The sequence below is a fragment of the Cardiobacterium sp. Marseille-Q4385 genome (genome assembly GCF_916618745.1).
GTDB lineage: Bacteria > Pseudomonadota > Gammaproteobacteria > Cardiobacteriales > Cardiobacteriaceae > Cardiobacterium.
The window spans coordinates 684,336-703,415 of the sequence record NZ_OU745373.1 but is presented as its reverse complement, the minus strand read 5'-3'; the positions used below and the strand labels follow the sequence as shown (position 1 = coordinate 703,415).

At 59.3% G+C, this 19,080-nt stretch carries 5 protein-coding genes; all 5 read left to right on the top strand.

What is annotated here, in order from left to right; genetic code table 11:
• Position 1: 1 nt before the first annotated feature.
• The 5 genes from LG374_RS03250 (at position 2) to LG374_RS03230 (ending at position 19,017) form a co-directional block, all read left to right on the top strand.
• Positions 2-1,285, top strand: a complete 1,284-nt coding sequence (locus LG374_RS03250; protein ID WP_225756369.1) for an HlyC/CorC family transporter — start codon at positions 2-4, stop codon at positions 1,283-1,285.
• 26 nt (positions 1,286-1,311) lie between these two features.
• Complete coding sequence (locus tag LG374_RS03245; RefSeq protein ID WP_225756368.1) at positions 1,312-1,821, top strand: tetratricopeptide repeat protein; 510 nt, start codon at positions 1,312-1,314, stop codon at positions 1,819-1,821.
• A gap of 364 nt (positions 1,822-2,185) precedes the next feature.
• The gene (locus tag LG374_RS03240) at positions 2,186-3,595 is read left to right on the top strand and encodes a hypothetical protein (protein WP_225756367.1); all 1,410 of its coding nucleotides are present in this window, start codon (positions 2,186-2,188) and stop codon (positions 3,593-3,595) included.
• An 83-nt stretch (positions 3,596-3,678) separates the two neighbouring features.
• Positions 3,679-5,151, top strand: coding sequence for a hypothetical protein (locus tag LG374_RS03235; protein WP_225756366.1), 1,473 nt, complete (start codon positions 3,679-3,681; stop codon positions 5,149-5,151).
• Between the two features lie 321 nt (positions 5,152-5,472).
• The gene (locus LG374_RS03230; RefSeq protein WP_225756365.1) at positions 5,473-19,017 is read left to right on the top strand and encodes a glycosyl hydrolase; all 13,545 of its coding nucleotides are present in this window, start codon (positions 5,473-5,475) and stop codon (positions 19,015-19,017) included.
• Positions 19,018-19,080: the final 63 nt, after the last annotated feature.

The window sequence follows — 19,080 nt, the reverse complement described above, 5'->3', positions numbered from 1 at the left end:
CGTGGACAGCATTCCGCTAGGACTGTTAATCCTCCTGCTAATCCTCTGCCTTGCCCTCTCAGCCTTCTTCTCCGCTTCGGAAACCGCGATGATGTCGCTCAACCGCTACAAACTCAAACACCAGGCGGACGAAGGCAACAAAAGCGCCAAACGCGCCCATCATCTGCTGAAACGCCCCGATCGCCTCATCGGCACCATCCTGCTCGGCAACAACTTCGTCAATATCGCCGCTACCTCGCTCGGCACCTTCATCGGCATCCGTCTCTATGGCGACCTCGGCGTTCTCTACGCCACCATCACCCTCACCATTGCCGTCCTCATCTTTTCCGAAGTCGCGCCGAAAACCTATGCCGCGCTGCACGCGCCGCGCATCGCCCTGCCGGTCGCCGGCATCCTTGCTGGCTTGGTGCGCCTCTTTTCGCCGATCGTCGCCCTGATTAACCTCATCGTCCGCCTCATCCTGCGCCCGCTCGGCATCAAAACCGACAACGCCGTCGAAGAAGCACTGAGCAACGAAGAACTGAAAAGCATCGTCCAGTCCGGCGGGGACGACGCCGAAAACAGCGAACAGCAGGACATGCTGCTCGGTGTTCTCGAACTCGAAGACGTCTCCGTCAGCGAAGCGATGGTGCCGCGCAACGAACTCGAAGGTGTTGATCTCAACGACGACTGGGACGACATCATGCAGCAAATCACCACCAGTCGGCATGGTCGCCTCGTCGCTTATCGTGACCACCTCGACCAGGTCGAAGGCATGCTGCACATCCGCGACATCGTCCTGCTCATGCGTGACAACACCTTCGACCGCACCGCCCTGCGACAAGCACTGCGTCCCTGCATCTTCGTGCCGGAAAGCACGCCGCTGCGCAAACAACTGCTGCAATTCCGCCGCGCCAAAGCGCGTAGCGGCCTCGTGGTGGACGAATACGGCGATATCCAGGGTCTCATCACCCTGCAAGACATCCTCACCCACATCGTCGGCGACATCGGCAACGAAAACACCCCGGATGAACCGCCGGAAATCGTCGAACAACAAAAAAACCTCTACACCGTCGAAGGCGGCATCCCGCTGCGCCAAATAAACCGCGAACTCGGCCTAAAACTGCCGCTGGACGGGCCGAACACCCTGAGCGGACTTATCATCGAAACCCTCGGCAACTTCCCCGAAGCGGGAACCGAACTCGACTTCCCCGGCTGCCGCGTGCGCGTGCTGGACTTCGCCGACGGTATCGTCGGCAGTGCCGAAATCACCTGCCAGCCGGAAGAAAGCGGAGAAGACGACTGACCCTTTTACCTACACAAGGAGTACCCATGAAAAAACTACCTATCCTGCTTGTGCTCGCCCTTGCCACCGGCGCCCAGGCACAAACCCTGGAAGATGCGGTCGCCGCCTATCAGAAAGGCGAACTCGAAACTGCTGCGCAACAATTCGCCGCACTCGCCGAAGCAGGCGATGCCAAAGCGCAATACAACCTCGCCGTACTTTACGAAAAAGGCGAAGGTGTCGCGCAAGACAGCGACAAAGCGCTGGCGTGGTACCAAAAAGCAGCCGAAGCGGGCAACGTCAACGCCCAATACAACCTCGGTCTTGCTTATGAAACCGGCGAAGGCGTGGCGCAGGATTACGGCAAAGCGCGCGCATACTACGAAAAAGCCGCCGCCCAGGGCGACGCCGATGCGCAGAATAACCTCGGCGGCCTGTACGCACGCGGCGACGGCGTGAAAAAAGACTTGAAAAAAGCACGGGAATGGCTGGAAAAAGCGGCTGCGCAAGGCAACGAAAACGCTCGCCTCAGTTTGCTGGATCTCAAAGCGCAGTAATAGCAATACCGGGAAAACCATGGTCTTTCAAAGAATGGTGTCTTCACTGCATAAACCATGACTCTGCTCAGGTCCGGCATACTTTTCAGGCTGCCACCTCTATAAACATCTCCACCGAAATCAAAACCGGCTAATGCCGCGTTTTTGACTGCCTGCCCGGCTCGCTGCAAATCAAAATCAACGAAACCCTGCGGCAGCGGTGATGCCGAAAAAGCGAGCGGGGACATTCGGAGAGATCAGGCTGCGAATACCGGTGATACGGTTGTCTCCGTCTCCGGACAACACCAAACCGATAGGCATGAAATTTGCATAAACAAGCTGATTGGCCATGTCAATAAAAACAATTACCAACGGAGAACGCTTTATGAATGAACGCCCCAGCCTGCTTGGTGCTTTCCTCAGTAGCATCATCTACACCTGCAAACCGGGCAATATTGCCTACATCACCCTGATAGGCACGACCATCGGTCTATCCGTCGTTTGTGGGCTAAACAGATCCCTGTATTTTGGTGTATTCCTCCGCCCGCAACTCCTGATTGTCGCGGCAATCCCCCTCCTTCTCAGCAAAATCACTGACAACAGCGCGCGTATCTGCCGGGGCATGAAGCAAGATCCCGTACCGCTCAGTTCATTTGCCACGGTTGATTCAAAAAGCCTCGCCAAAAAACTGTTTTTTATATTGCTGCTCTTCTACCTGCTCCCCATCTTTGTGCGCATCCCCCTTCCCATTTTTGCCATCTTTTTTTTCGGCATTCCTCTCATTGCGCATTTCGTGCTGCCCGCCCTGATCTGCAACCTTGTCCATTACGGCGCCTTCGAGTCCTCGCGTCTGCGGGAAACCATCGCCGATATCGGCACCGGCCGTTACATTGCCATGACTATCATCGGCTTGCTCCTCACCAGCGCTGCCTTCCTGTTTATTGCCCTTAATATCGACGAAAGCTCCGGCGTTTCAGCAACGCACGGCTATTATCATGGCAATCCTTCTTACCCGTTTTTCATCGGCTCCGCCCTTCTCCTTACCGTGATTGCCGCCATCAACGGCCATTTCTTCGCCTTCCTTTATCCGCCTGTGCCAGAAGATGACGATGACGGCATCATTGACGCCGACAGTATCCTTCACCTCACTGACCTCGGCATGATGGGCGGCAAACCATTACCTGCGGCTTCCAGCCATCAGACACCACCAGCTGATCTCAGCCTCCTTCAAGATGCCGATACCAGCAGCATGGACATGGACACCCAGCAGGCCTTTGCCCGCGCATTGGCGGAGGCTGATGCCCACATCCGCAGCGGCGCGCCTGACAAAGCCATCCCCATCCTCGCGGCCTGGACCACTACGCGACACGACATCGCCGCCTACTTCCCTGCTTATGCCCGTCTCTACCCGCTTGACCCGCAGCCTGCCCTGCGCAGTCGTCTCCTGGAAGCTGCCGCCCGTGGCAACAGCAAGAGCTACCGCCTGATTGCCGCCGAACTCGCCTCCCTCGACCCGGCAGACATCCCTGTCAACCACATCCTGCCGCTGGTGCAGCTCGCCGCCAAAGCGCAAGAACACCGCAGCGTCATCAACCTCACCCGCAACTTCGGCAAAGCCCATCCCGAACATCCGCATCTCGTGGAAAACTACTACCACGCTGCCCGCGCCCTGGCGAAACTCGGCGCGACAGATAAAGCCACGGCACTGCTCTCCCAACTGCTCACCCGCTACCCCGGACACCCCAAAGCCGCCCATATCCGTTACGCCCTTGAACAGCTCGGCGGCAAAACATGACCCATCCCTTCATCCTATTGACGACGCGGCGTATCATGCGCTGACTTTGAAACCTAAAAGGAATTTAACCAGGAAACCCCACCATGCACAGTGATACCGCCACCGGTTACCTCAAACGCACCATCGACTACCTCCTGCAAAAAGGCAATCTCATCTATTGCGGGGCACTGGCTGCCGTACTGATCACGGCACAGTTGTTGCGCGATCCCGCCCTCCAGGGTATCAGCCTCCTCCTGCAAAGCATCATGTACGTCCTGCTGGTGCTCTATGCCTGCAAAATGCTCGACAGCATGAAGCGTATCACCCTCGGCCTGGAAAGCGAGCCTGTGCCGATGGAGACCGTCTCTGTTCTGCCGCGCAGTATCGTCGCGCAATACCTCGGCGGCATGACTGTCTATGGCGCGCTTATCTACTTCTGCTATCTCATCACCCCCGATGAAGAAAACCGCCCGCTTATCCTGTACAGCGGCATTTTCCTCATCTATATCATCACCCCGGCTGTCATCCTCAGCCTTTTTAATGGCGAAGGCCTGGGCGCTGTCTTCAACCCCAGCGCCTGGAAGCGGGCTATCAACGACATCGGTAGTGGCCGCTACCTCATCGCCATCCTCCTGCCTTTCGGTATTGCCCTGGTCATTTCTGCCCTCTATAGCGCTATCGCCCTGGTTATCCCGGCTGTGGATACCGTCGGCACACCCGGTTACTACCTGAATGCCATCCTGCGCGGTCTGGTGCGCACCCTCTGCCTCAGCCTGCCGTGGTTTTACTTTGCCTGGTACTACCCACCGCCGGAAGAAACCCTTGACCCGAATGCAATCGACATTGATGATCACGAACTGGCGCAAAACATTGACATGGGCGACGAACTCCTGCAACAGCTGACGCGCCTCAAAGCCGAAGAAGAAAAAGTCGCGCAATTACAGCGGCGCCAACCGCCGGTGGACCTCACCCTGCTACGGGAAGCCAATACCGAACATATGAGCGTCGAAGAGCAGCGCCAGTTCGCCAGCGACCTGATGAAGGCTGACCGTCTGTTGCTGCAAGGCAAAGAAGACGAGGCCGAAGCCGTGCTCGAATCCTATGCCGACGGCACGCGCGACATTCATCAGTACCTGCCCGCCTGCAAACGTCTGCACCATCTCTATCGCCGGCAAAAGCGCCAGCAAGAACTCGAGCAAATGGAATATCGCCTAATCGAGGCCAGCGCAAGCGGCAATACGCACAGCTATCCCATCATCCACGCCACCCTGGACGCGCTTCCTGACGGCACGCTGCCTGCCGAATGGATATTGCCCCTGGCGCAGGCGGCGGCAGGCAAACAGCATCACGACACCGTGCTGACGCTGACCCGCAACTTCGCCAAACACTATCCCGAATCGCCGGATATTGTGGATAACTATTTCCTGGCAGCGCGGGCACTCAGCAAAAAAGGGGAAGTCCTGAAAGCGCAGCAACTGCTGCAACAACTGCTTAAACGCTATCCGGAACACGAAAAAGCGACGCAAATCCGCCGCACCATTGAGCTGCTGCAACAGCGGAATAACGGCACGGCGTAACGCGGCTTGGTGAAAGAACGCTATAAAAAAGACGTTGCTGGGCAACGTCTTTTTTATTAAGGGGTATACGGTGCTGTGGCTTCCGCCCTATAGCCGGATTTCAACCCGATAGAGAAAACGTAGGTATGGAACAAACGGTTGAGGAAACGATGATGCCCAGAGTTTTTCCCGCCTCTCCAACTCTGATATTTATCTTGCTTGACACTGAGCAAAATAAACACACTTTTCCGCCAAACTTTCGCTCACTTCGTGGCAGAATGTTACTATTACATTACCGATTGATTTGGAAGCAGAAAAACCGCATAACCAGGAGACCCTGTCATGGCCCGTATCACCCTGACCCTGAAAAATCCCGCCGGCGACATCCTTGCCACCTACATGCTTGATAGCAGCGGTGCGCCGCTACAAATCCAAGCGGTGAACAACGTCTATTACGAATTTGCCGAAGCCGGCGGACGCGGCCCGGCGGCGCTCAGCGGCACGCGCAGCGGCGATGACCTTATAGTGAGCATTGACAACAATAACCGACTGATCATCAAAGATTACTTCACCAACGGCCAGGGGGCGCTAGTTGGTATGCAGGCTGACGGTACGCCATACATCTACCCAGTAGTGGATAATGCCCCGGAACACATCCTGGCGAGCGAGATCGGCACCGGGACGGCAGCAGGCAGCAGTCTGCCACCAGTGGCGGTTGCCGGCATCATCGGCGGCGTAGCACTGACGGCGGGCGGCATTGCCATCGCTGCACATAACCACGATAAACACCATCACGATGATAACGTGGCGCCACAGCCGCAGCCTAACCCCCAACCCAATCCGCAACCTAACCCAAACCAGCAGCCGATTCCGGATCCACAACCTAACCCAAACCCGCAGCCGATCCCGGATCCACAACCGATCCCGGATCCGCAACCTAACCCGAATCCGCAACCCAATCCAAATCCTCAGCCGCAACCTAACCACGAAGGCAAAATCAGCATCAGCGGTGAAGCGAAAGTTGGGCAAACCCTTGCTGCACAAATCAGCGATAGCGACGGCGTGCCCAATAACGTGCAATACCAGTGGCTACGCGACGGCCAGCCGATTGCCAACCAAACAGGCAACACCTATACCCTCACCCGCGACGATGCGGGACACAACATCAGCGTCAAAGCCAGCTACAAAGACAATGCCGGACACAACGAAAACCCGCTGAGCGAGGCTACCGCTACTGTTACCGATATTCCGGTACCAAATCCGCCGCCTCCGAATCAACCAGGCAGCATCGCCATCAGCGGCGAAGCCAAAGTGGGCAGCACCCTGACCGCCACCGTAAGCGACGGCGACGGCTTCACCGCTGACAACGTGCAATACCAGTGGCTACGTGACGGTCAGCCGATTAGCGGACAAACGGGCGCAACCTACCAGCTCACCCGCGCCGATGCGGGACACAAAATCACCGTGCGTGCGGTCTATAAAGACAACGCCGGACACGACGAAAACCCGCTAAGTGAGGCTACCGCTACCGTCGCCGATACCCCGGCGCCGAATCCGCCGCCGCAACCGAACCACGAAGGGAAAATCAGCATCAGCGGCGAGGCGAAAGTCGGACAAACACTGACCGCTGCCGTTAGTGATGACGACGGCGTCCCCAATAACGTGCAATACCAATGGCTACGCGACGGCCAGCCGATTAGCGGACAAACGGGCGCAACCTACCGCCTCACAGCCAACGACGCGGGACACAAAATCACCGTGCGTGCCACCTACAAAGACAACGCCGGACATGACGAAAACCCGCTAAGCGAGGCTACCGCTACCGTCGCCGATACTCCTGCACCAAATCCGCCGCCGCAACCCAACCACGAAGGAAAAATCAGCATCAACGGTGAGACCAAAGTGGGTGAGACTCTCGCTGCACAAATCAGCGATGACGACGGCGTACCCGCTAACGTGCAATACCAATGGCTGCGCGATGGCCAGCCGATTGCCAACCAAACAGGCAACACCTATACCCTCACCCGCGACGACGCGGGACACAAAATCACCGTGCGTGCTACTTACAAAGACAACGCCGGACATGACGAAAACCCGCTGAGCGAGGCCACTGCTACCGTTACCGATACCCCTGCACCAAATCCGCCGCCGCCGCAACCGAATCACGAAGGCAAAATCAGCATCAGCGGTGAGGCCAAAGTTGGACAAACACTGACCGCAGCCGTTGCCGATGACGACGGCATCCCCAATAACGTGCAATACCAATGGCTACGCGACGGCCAGGCTATCGACAAGGCTCACGGCAGCACTTATACGCTCAGCAAAGACGATGCCGGGCACAAAATCAGCGTGCGCGCCACCTATCAGGACAACGCTGGGCATGACGAAACCCCGCTCAGTCCGCCGACGGATACCGTTGCCGATAACGGCGCGACGACGAACCACCCCGGCACGATCAAGGTCGAGGGTACCAACCGCGTCGGCTATACCTTTACCGCCGTAATTGATGATCCGGACGGTGTGCCGGACAGCGGCGTGACTTATGAATGGTACGAGTTCTACGGCAAGCACCTCGGCAGCGGCAAAACCATCACCCTGACAGAAGAACAGGTAGGGATGCAGTTGCAGGTGAAAGCAAGTTACACCGACAAAGCCGGCCATCACGAGGACATTATCAGCCGCTTCAGCGGCACCATTCTGCCCGATCACGGCGGCGGCACGGGCGCCGGCATCAACCCGCCGGCAGCCGATGCGCCGCGTGTCTCCATCAGCGGTGCGGACACCGTCAAGGAAGGCGACACCATCATCTATACCGTCTCTATCGACAAACCCGTCGATAAAGACGTCAGCGTGGACATCAAAATCCAGCATGGCAGCACCACGGTGGACGATGTTGGCGTGCGCTGGGGTATGCAGCGCGCCACCATCAAGGCGGGCGAAACCAGCACACGCATCTGGGTCGATACCGCCAAAGACGGCGTGGTCGAAGGCAATGAAACTTACAAACTCAGCATCAGCAATGCCGTGTATGGCACCGTCTATGCGCCGAACGTCAAGCCGATCGAAGACAAAGTTAGCGCTCAGTCCGTCTTCATGCTGTCGTACAAATACCCGCTGGCGCAGCCCAACACCGATATCTATTCCGACTACTGGCAGGCGGTGCATAACGCGGGCATCAAGAAAATCCCCTATGTCCTTGTCACGCCAGATGCCAGGCCCAACGCTATCCTCGATCCGGGCTATGTGAAAGTCATCGCGAAAAACATCGAAATGGGCTTCAAGAACGTCGTCTATGTGCGCACTATCCAGCAGACCCGCGATCTGGCCGAGGTCAAAGCCGAAATCGAAAAATACTTCGAGCTCTACGGCAAGGACAACATCCACGGCATCTACCTGGACGAAATCAACCCGCACAACAACGCTGCCGTCGCCTACCTCGCCGAACTCTACAACCACATCAAGAGCCATTACGGCAATAAACTGGTGGTGGCGAATCCGGGTTCGCACATCACGGATGCCATCGCGCCCTATGCCGACCTCTTCATGCTCAATGAAAGCACAGCGGACGACTACATCAACCACTACAAGAACCCGACCTCGGCGTTTGAAAACGATCCAGCGAACGCCCACCGCATCATGCACACCATCTATGACGCGAGCGCGAGCGATTACGACAAGATTATCGAGCTGACGCGCAGCCGCAATGCCGGCTGGGTTTATCTCACCACCGACAGCATTCACCCGGATGGCCGCCCCTACAACGATCTGCCGCAGGATTTCACCAAACTGGTGGATCACATCAACGACTTGGGCGCGACACCTGCTGACCCGAACCGTAGCGGCACTTTGCCGGTGCTCAATGGAGCCCATATCGACACTGCCGGTGTGGAAACCACCATCATTGATGCCGACAGCAGCAACCAGCCAGGTAGCATCAGGATCAGCGGCGAGGCCAAGGTAGGTAGTGAACTGACCGCGATGGTCGCGGATGGCGACGGTTTCGCCGCCGATAAAGTGCAATACCAATGGCTGCGCGATGGTCAGCCTATCGACAATGCCAAGGGCAGCACCTACACGCTCACCGAAAACGACGCCGGGCACAAAATCAGCGTGCAAGCGATCTACAAAGACAACGCCGGACACGATGAAGACCCGACGAGCGAGGCGCAGACCATCGCCCCGCAGGATGCCAGTCACCTCACCATCAAGGAAACCGACGGCCCTGTCGCGGGCACCATGCACATCGGCAATCTCGCCGACGGTGAAGCCGTGACCATCGGCCACAGCACCCTCAATCTCACCAGATTGGGCAACCTTGCGCAGCAGCCGCAGACCGTGCTGGATAACGACAAGGGCACACTGACGCTTACGGGTTACGACCGCGCGAGCGGCACCCTGCATTACACCTACGACCCAAAAGAGCAGCCAGGTTTCGACAATGTGCGCGAGACCATCGATATCGCGACCGGACGGGAAGGCTTCCGCGGCACAAACGGCATCGGCGTACAGCCGCTCAACCCCGCTTGGGGCGCAAATCTTGCCGCCGCCGAAGAAAGCTACGCGCGCGCGGCAAAACTGGGCGTCAAATGGGTGCGCATTGTTGCTTCGTGGCACCGTGCGCAAGCGGCAGAAAACGGCGATTACAACTGGGAAGACCTCGACGCTGCTGTCAAACTCGCGCAGAAATACGGCATGAAAGTGCTGATGCAGGTCAGCGGCACACCGGAATGGGCGAGTGGTGCCGACCAGCTCAGTGCCGCTGAAAAAGAGGCGCTGGACAAGCGGGGATTCTGGGTCAGCAACTTTGCGCCCAAACCCGAACACGATGCTGACTACGCCAAATTCATGGCCGCTGTGGTCAAACGTTATGCGCCGCAGGGCATCCAGGATTACGAAGTCTGGAACGAACCGGGCAACCCCGGCTTCTGGCACGACAGCCCAGGCAACCTCAAACCTAACGCCGCGCACTACACCAACCTGCTCAAGCTCGCCTACAAAGCCGCGCATGATGCCGCGCCTGATGTCAATGTGCTGGCGGGCGGCATGACTGTGGGTGAGACGCGTAGCTCGGATGGCTACATTGACCCGCGTGACTTTCTCGAACAGATGTATGCGGCGGGCGCCAAAGGCCATTTCGATACCCTCTCGCACCACCCTTACGGCATCACCTCGCGCGAATTCAAATCAAATGGCTGGGCACTGATGAACGGCGACGTTGTTGCCCCGCCCCCTGGCGAAAAAAACCTGAAACAAATCATGCAGGAACATGGCGACGGCGACAAAAAAATCTGGGCAACCGAAGTTGGCCGCGAGGCCATGTATCAGGGCCTGGACGAAACACAACAGGCCACCGTCATTAAAACCCTGCTCGAACAGCACGCCAAAACTGGTGAGGGACCGATGATCCTCTACCAGGCGCAGAATGACCGTGCCCCCTATGTGCCAGGCATCGTCAGCCGCGATGCTGATGGCGACGGCAAACTGGATGTAAATATCGACACCGACGGCGATGGCAAAGCCGATGCCAACCTTGATGCCGACGGTAACGGCATTCCCGATGCCCTCGATAAAGCCAATCCGGAGCACTACTTCGGCCTGTGGACACACGATGGCAAAGAGAAACCTGCCGTCGGCGTCATCCGCAGTGCAACCGGACAAGCGGGAAGTACCACGCACAACACCCTCACCGTGGATATCCTCGATGATGGCGCGAATCCCGCTCCTACCAACCATGCCCCGACCGACATCAGCCTCAGTGCCGATAAAATTGCCGAAGGTAAAGACGGAGCGGAAGTCGGCAAACTCACGACTAGCGACCCCGATGCCGGCGACACGCACACCTATAAAGTCAGCGATGGCCGCTTTGAAGTAACCAGTGACGGCACCTTGAAACTGAAAGCGGGCTATCACATCGACTACGCCACCGAAAAAGTTGTTGACCTCACCGTCACCGCTACCGACAGCGGCGGTCTTAGTGTGCAGAAACGTATCTACGTCTTCGTGCAGGACGATCCGGACTATCCCGCACCGAGCCCGCAACCCAATCAGCAAGGCAGCGTCACCATCAGCGGCGAGGCGAAAGTCGGCGGCGAACTCACCGCTACCGTCAGCGACGGTGATGGTTTTGCCGCTGACAAAGTGCAGTACCAATGGCTACGCGATGGCCAGCCTATCGACAAGGCTAACGGCAGTACCTACACGCTCACCGGAAACGACGCCGGGCACAAAATCAGCGTCCACGTCGCATACACCGACAACAAGGGCACGGCAGAAAAACCAACCAGCAGCCCGCTGGATATCGCCGCCAATCCGCCGCCTGCCGATGTGCCGGGCGTCACTCTGCGTGGTCCGGGCGAAATCAGCGAGGGCGGCAAGGCGACGTACACCGTTGATCTCGATCTTGCGCCGCTACCCAGGGCACATAATGCTGCCGAGCTGCTCGACACCCTGCGGCAAAACGCCGGGCACGGCATTCTTTTCGGTCAGCACCAGGGATTGAGCGCCGGACGCACCGCTGCCGACGAGCAGGGAAATGTCTCTGATATTCACGCGCTGACTGGCCGTTACCCTTCCATCGTCGGTCTGGCGATGATGGAACCGCCGATGGATCGCAGCAAAAGCGTCGCTGAAAACGGCAAGGCGATGGGGGCGGCAATCGCCAAAGTCGATGCGTTGGGCGGTATCGCCGCCGTATCTGCGCATTGGGACAACCCGATGCCGGGCCCGAACGGCGCGAATGATTTTTCCCAGGTCAACCTCAAACGCCTGCTGCCGGGCGGTGACCTGAACGGCACGCTGAATGAATGGCTGGATACCATCGTCGCGATGGCGCAGCACGCGGTGCGCGCCGATGGCAGCAAAATCCCCTTCATCTTCCGCCCGCTGCACGAAGGCAACGGCGAATGGGCGTGGTGGTACTACGAACGCGGCGGCGCGGAAACTTACAAGGAACTCTTCCGTTACGTCGTCAACTACGTCAAGGAACACGGCGCAGACGGGCAAATCCTCACCGCCTTTGCACCGAACGGCAACTTCAACGGCGATGAAAGCCGCTACCGCCTGCTTTATCCGGGCGATGACGTGGTGGACATCCTCGGCTATGACGGCTACGACATGAATGCCGCCAAACTCGCCAAAGACGGCTGGGTCAAAGAAGTTGTGGAAGACATGGCGATGCTCGCCCGCATGGCCGAAGCGCGTGGCAAGGTTGCGGCGCTGGCCGAATTCGGGCGCGGCGGCGACAAGATGATCAAGCCACATGGCAACGTTGACCCTGAGTTTTACACCGACCTGCTCAAAGGCATCCTCGCCGATCCGGATGCGCGCAAAATCGCCTACATGATGACCTGGGCGAACTGGGGCGATAACGACATCTACGTCCCGAAAGCGGGCGAAGAACTGGCGGAAAACTTCAAGGCTTTTGCCCAACAACTACTGCTCACCCGCGTCGCCGACCGCGATATCAGCGTCGATGTAACCGTCGAACACGGCACGACCGACGACGGCGACCTCACCCTCAGCACCCACCGTGTCACCATCCGTAAAGGCGAAAGCAGTGCCACCTTCACCGTGGACGTGACCGCCGACGGCAAGGCCGAGGGCGACGAAACCTACACCGTCAAAATCCGCAACCCGCAAGGGGCGACGATCACCGCAGGCAAAGACAGCGTCGCGACCACCATCCACGACGAAACAACCCCGCCCACAAACCACGAAGGCAAAATCACCCTCAGCGGCGAGGCAAAAGTCGGCGGTGAACTCACCGCGACCGTCAGCGACAGCGACGGTTTTGCCGCTGACAACGTGCAGTACCAGTGGCTGCGCGACGGCAATCCCATCGCCAATGCCAACGGCAAGACCTATACCCTGACCCCAGACGATGCCGGACACAAAATCAGCGTGCACGTCGAATACACCGACAACAAGGGCACGGCAGAAAAACCGACCAGCGCAGCGCTGAATGTCGAGAACGTCCCAACCCCGCCCACAAATCACGAAGGCAAAATCACCATCAGCGGCGAGGCAAAAGTCGGCGGTGAACTCACCGCGACTGTCAGCGACAGCGACGGTTTTGCCGCTGACAAAGTGCAGTACCAATGGCTACGCGATGGCCAGCCTATCGACAAGGCCAACGGCAGCACCTACACGCTCACCAGCGACGACGCCGGGCACAAAATCACCGTGCGCGCCACCTATAAAGACAACGCCGGATACGACGAAAAACCGCTCAGTAGCCCGCTGGATATCGACAGCGGCACGCCGAACCACAGCCCGACCGCCATCACCCTGAACGCGGGCGACAGCGCCTCGTACTGGGTCAAAGCCGGGAGCGGCGGGGCAACTGTGGGCAAACTGGGTGTCAGCGATCCCGATAGCGGCGATACCCACACTTACACCGTCAGCGACAGTCGCTTTGAAATCACCGCCGACGGCACCCTCAAACTCAAAGACGGGCAGAGCGTGCACTACGGCGAAGAAAAACGCATCCAGCTCACTGTGACGGCGACCGATAACCACGGCGCGGCGTACAGCCGGGACATCGCCGTGCAAGTCAAAGACGAAGGCAACAAAGGCGCGGCCAGCCCGTTGCCCGCCGCCCCCGCGCATGACCCGCAAGCGGGCATCACCGTGCCCGATGCGCCGAACATTGCCCGCGACGACGCGCAGCGCGGCGGCATCACCATCACCCCCGCCAACGGTGCAGATAGCCTGCATCTGCGCTACCGCGACGAAAGCGGGCGGACGCACGACATCGACCTCGTCAAACACAATGGCCGCTGGCAGGCGTCCGACAGCAGCCTGAACGTTGACCCGCAAAGCGGCGTCATCACCCTCGCGCCCGGACAAGTACAAGACGGCAGCACCATCATGGCGGGCAACGCCGCGCGCGGCATCCATGCCGACCGCGTCGCCACCCTGACTGCCGACAGCGACAGTGGCCGTATCGGCGTGCCAACCCTCGCGCATGACCCCGCCCACAGCGGCGGCATCACCCTCACCCCCGCCGCTGACAACGACAGCCTGAGTATGGCCTACACCGACAACAACGGCATCGCCAGAACCCTCAGCGCCGCCAAAGAAAACGGCGAGTGGCGCATCACCGCTGCCGGAACCAGCGCCAGCATCGACCCGGCAAGCGGCACCATCACCCTGCCGCCAGAGCGCATCCTCGACAACAGCACCGTCCTCGCCAGCGGCGGACAAAATGGCGCACAAAGCGCAGAAACCACCCTGCGCAGCAATGCCGATAACCCCCCGCTCGAAGCCTACCTCTTTGCCGCGAGCGACGCCCCAGTCAACGAAGGCGACAGCGCACACTACCTGATCCGCCTGAACCGCCCCGCCGAACGCGACCTGACCTTCAACGTCCGCGTCAGCCACAAAGACACCGACGCCGGCGACCTTGATGCCAGCACCCAGACCGTCACCATCCGCGCCGGCGAAAGCCACGCCACCTTCCGCATCGACACCCGCGACGACACAAGTGCCGAGCGCATCGAAACCTACAAAGTCAGCATCACGAGCGCCGATGGCGGTGCGACCGTGCCGGACTGGAAAGCCTCGCTCACCGGCGAAATCCGCGATAACGACGGCACCATCGCCGCGCCGAACGTGCACGAAGGCGCCGATGGCACCACCATCACCCCGGCAGCAGGCGCGCAGCACATCCACATCACCTACCAGGACAACCAGTTCGGCAACGTCACCCTGAACGCCTGGCGTGATGACAACAACCGTTGGCACCTCAGCGAAGTCAACCCGGACAAACGCACGACCGCGCCCAGCATCGACCCGGATAGCGGCAGCGTTACCCTGCCATCCAGCATCCTCGCTGCCGGCGGCCGCGTACACGCGCACAACAACGACAGCCAAAACAGCGGCGCAGGCGGACGCAACAGCGCCGTCGCCGAATACGACGGCTGGAAACTCGACTGGCACGACACCTTCGACAAATCCGTCGAAGAAAGCGGCTGGACACGCTACGGCTGGGGCTGGCAAACCCCTGAACACGGCGGCATGGGGCGCTACCAGCAAAGCAACGCCTACACCGCCGACGGCGTCCTCAACATCCAGAACCAATACCACAACGGCGCCTGGACCAGCGCTGGCATCAGCAGCGGCGACACCTTCGCCGCGAGTGGCGGACGCTGGGAAATCCGCGCCAAATTCTCCGACGCCAAAGGCATCGGTTACGCCTTCCTGCTCTGGCCGAAAAGCGAAAACTGGCCGCCGGAAGTGGACTTTGCCGAAGGCCGCGTACGCGACCCGAACATCATGGGCACCTACCACTGGGGCACGGCAGCCGATCACCAGCAGGACAACCAGTACCTCCGCAACGCCGACCTGACCGACTGGCACACCTACGGCGCCATCATCGACCCCGATGCGGGCACCATCACCTACACCTTCGACGGCAAACCGTGGTACACCCTGAAAAACGTCCCCGCCACCAGCGAAATGATGTGGCTGGGCATGCAGACCGGCTCGCAAGACCCCAACGGCAGCGCGGCACAGAGCGAAAGCATCGATAACGCCATCCCCGGCGCGCACACCCCTGCCGCCTCAAACATCCAGATCGACTGGGCGGCGCATTACCGCAAAGACGACAGAGCTCCGTCACAGCCACAACAAAACCACGAAGGCACGGTCAGCATCACGGGAGACGCCAAAGTGGGCAGCACCCTGACTGCCACCGTAACCGACGGCGACGGCTTCACCGCTGACAACGTGCAATACCAATGGTTGCGCGACGGCCAGCCCATCGACCAAGCCAACGGCAGCACCTATACGCTCAGTAAAGACGATGCCGGGCACAAAATCACCGTGCGCGCGACGTACAAAGACAACGCCGGGCACGACGAAAACCCGACGAGCGAGGCGACCGACATTCCCACGCCGCCTGCGAATCAGGACGGCACGATTACCATCAGCGGTGAGGCAAAAGTCGGTAGCGAACTGACCGCCCATATCCACGATCAGGATGGGGTGCCGGGCAGCGGCGTGCAGTACCAATGGTTTGCCAATGGCCAGGCCATCCACGGTGCGACCGGCAGCCGTTACACCCTGACGGCCGCCGAAAAGGGCAAGACCATTACGGTGCAGGCGAGTTATACCGACAACGCTGACCACAGCGAACAAGTCCAGTCGGAGGCAACCGTTACCGTGAAAGACCGCATCGTTCTTGATGTGACGGATGCCGCGTTTGGCGCGACGGCCAACGATCAGACAGATGACACCGCCGCCATTCAAAAAGCGATTGATACGGCAGGCAATGCCGGCGGCGGCACAGTCGTCATTCCGTCCGGCACCTATCTGATAAATGCGGTGGCGCACAAAACATCATGGGGCAGCGGTTCGTCCGGTTTGCTGATGCGTGACAACGTGACCGTGCAGATGCAGCCGGACACGGTGTTGCAGGCGATGACCAACGATTACAAGGGATACAGCATTTTCACGTTTAACCAGGTGAAAAACGCCAAATTGAGCGGCGGGACACTGATCGGCGACCGCCATACCCATATCGTCCATCCCGGCGATGTGACGGTGAGCAGGACGATCCAGGATCCCGACGGCACCGTCCGCACCATAGTCGAAGACAGTCCGGTCAGCGACGAAGCGAATCCCGGCGAATGGGGCCATGGGGTGGATATCGTCTCCTCGCAACACATCGTGGTGGAAAACGTGGTGGCGAAAGACTTCTGGGGCGACGGCTTCAGCATTACCGACAGCAACCTGCAACCGAAAACCCGCACACAAGACATCGTCCTGAACAACGTCGTTGCCGACGGCAACCGGCGTCAGGGACTCTCCATACTGGATGGCGAAAAAATCAAAGTCCTGCATTCCGAGTTTAAAAATACGGGCGGCACACTGCCCGGCGCAGGGCTGGATGTCGAGCCGGAAGATGGCGAATCCGTGCATGACCTGGAAGTCGCGTATACCAAATTCAGCGGCAACGCCAATGCCGCCGTGCTGTTCCTCAGCGAAGCGGGCAGAAGCGAAAGCATCACCCAGGTGAACTTCCACCACAACACCATTACCGGCGATAACCAAGGCGGCGGCTTATATGCGGACGGCCTGAGCGACAGCACCATTGCCGACAACACCATAGAGCACAACAGCCGCTATGCCGTGCAACTCTTGCCCGCCTCAAGCGGCAACACAGTGAGCAACAACAAACTGACACAAAACGACGGACGCATCATCAGCCTCGGTGACAACCGCTTGACCGGCGATGCCCGTGACTTTGCAGGCTACGAAGCCAACCAGCCGGGCAGCGTATCCATCAATGGCCGCACAGCCATCGGGCAGACACTGACCGCCGAAGTACAAGACGGCAACGGCTTCAGCGATAACACCGTTTTCTACTACCAGTGGTATGCCGATGGCGTCGCCATCACCGATGCCGTGCGCAAAACATTCACGCCAAACACGGCGCAACTTGGCAAAAAAATCAGCGTATCCGTCACATACTACGACCACCACGCCAACGTCGAAAAAATCAGCGCCGAGGCGGAGGGCATCATTGACGGCAACCCAGCGTCCAACCGTGCGGCCACCATCCGCATCAACGGCGAAACCGATGACAGCGGGCACCTCAAACAATGGCAGAAACTGACGACCGTCATCGACGATCCGGACGGACTGCCGCCATCCAATCCCGACGGCATCCACGAAGAAAACGGTAAATACCTCACCGCATCGGGCGAAGAAGTGAACATCTTCAACGCCGGAATGGATGACAACGGCAACTACGTGAACGACCGTGGAGAGCCGATCAACCGCTACGGCGACCCCATCATCCGCTACCAATGGTATGCCGATGGCGAAGCCATACCGGGGGCGACCCAAAGCACCTTTATGCCACGCGAGAACCAGGCGGGCAAAACCATCAGCGTCGCAGCGCACTACACCGACGCCGGCAACCACGACGAAACACCGCATAGCGCAGCGACACCCGCCGTACAAAACATCAGCAACCACAAAGCCACCATCACCGTGAGCGGCAAAATTGCAGAAGGCGAAACCCTGACTGCCGTGGTCCACGATCCCGACGGCATCCCCGCCAACATCCACTACCAATGGTATGCCGATGGCGTGGCCATTGACGGTGCACACAGCGCGGATTACACCATCCAGGCCGGAGACCTCGGCAAAATCCTCTCCGTGCGCACCCTGTCGGACGACCCGGCCACGCCGGAAAACACCGAAACCCCCGGCTTCCGGGATAACTACTGGTATTGGGAAAACCCGCTGGGCATCGCCAACCCCGACCAGACCCACACCCAAACCACACCCCAGCGGGACGAAGCCGACAACCGAGCCCCCCTCCTGAGCGGAGAAAGCGCGGGACTGAGCCAACACGACGCCCCGCCCACCCTGGGAGATAGCGACGCGCCCGTCCACCTCAGCGCGAACCTCAAAGCCACCGCGCAGGCCGAACTGGCGGACAAGAGCAGCGCAGAAATCCTCGATCACCTCGGCGAACGCGGCAGCGACGTCTTCACCTTCGATGCGAGCGAAACCCCGCACACCCTCACCGGCACAGACGGCAACGACAACCTCGTCGCCGCGAGCGGCTCGAACACCCTCAAAGGCGGCGAAGGTGCGGACCAGTTCATCTTCATCACCAACCCGCCAAAAGACGGGGCCAGCCCGGCGCTGAACCAGATCCTCGACCTCAACAGCGGGGAAGACCGCATCCGCCTCGTTACAGGCAAAGGCAAAACCGTCAGCGACCTGCAATACGACGCCGACAGCCGCCTCCTCAGCTACACCCTGCACGACAGCGAAAACCGCAGCTACCACAACAGCATTGTGGTGAATGCGCACGACGGTCACGCGCTGACGCAGGAAGAAGTTCTGGCGGTGGTGAGCATCCTGTAAACAGCGCCAAGCGGCGTAAAACAGGCTTCGGCTCGCCACCACCCAAAGCCCTCCCCCTGCTGG